Source organism: Mesorhizobium sp. M1A.F.Ca.IN.022.07.1.1, assembly GCF_003997575.1.
Lineage (GTDB): Bacteria > Pseudomonadota > Alphaproteobacteria > Rhizobiales > Rhizobiaceae > Mesorhizobium.
Genome location: NZ_RZST01000752.1, coordinates 1 through 381, shown reverse-complemented (window position 1 = coordinate 381; position 381 = coordinate 1). Strand labels below are relative to the sequence as shown.

Here is a 381-nt window from a genome sequence, read left to right as displayed (position 1 = left end):
ATGACGAGGTGCGCCAGGCCATCGGCCAGCGCTATCGCTACATCCTGATCGATGAGTTCCAGGACACCGACGGTATCCAGAACGAAATCCTGTTCTCGATCGCCGCGACCCAAGCGCGGCCAGGACAATGGGAGAAGTCGGAGCTACGGTCCGGAGCGCTCTTCCTCGTCGGCGATCCGAAACAGGCGATCTATCGCTTTCGCGGTGCCGACATCGAAGCCTACGAAGTCTGCCGCCAGCTGATCGACGGCCAGGATCATGGTGCTGTGCTTGAGATCACCGCTAATTTCCGATCGCTGCAACCGATCATCGAGCATGTCAACGCCTGCTTCGAGCCGGTCTTTGCCAAGCCCTCCCAGCCCCGATATGTCGCGCTCGCAC

Annotated in this window: 1 protein-coding gene; it reads left to right on the top strand. The window is 60.4% G+C overall.

The window, feature by feature from the left end; genetic code table 11:
• Positions 1 to 381, top strand: a 381-nt coding sequence (locus EOA75_RS33770; RefSeq protein ID WP_164747804.1) for a UvrD-helicase domain-containing protein, incomplete at both ends; no start/stop codon positions are given.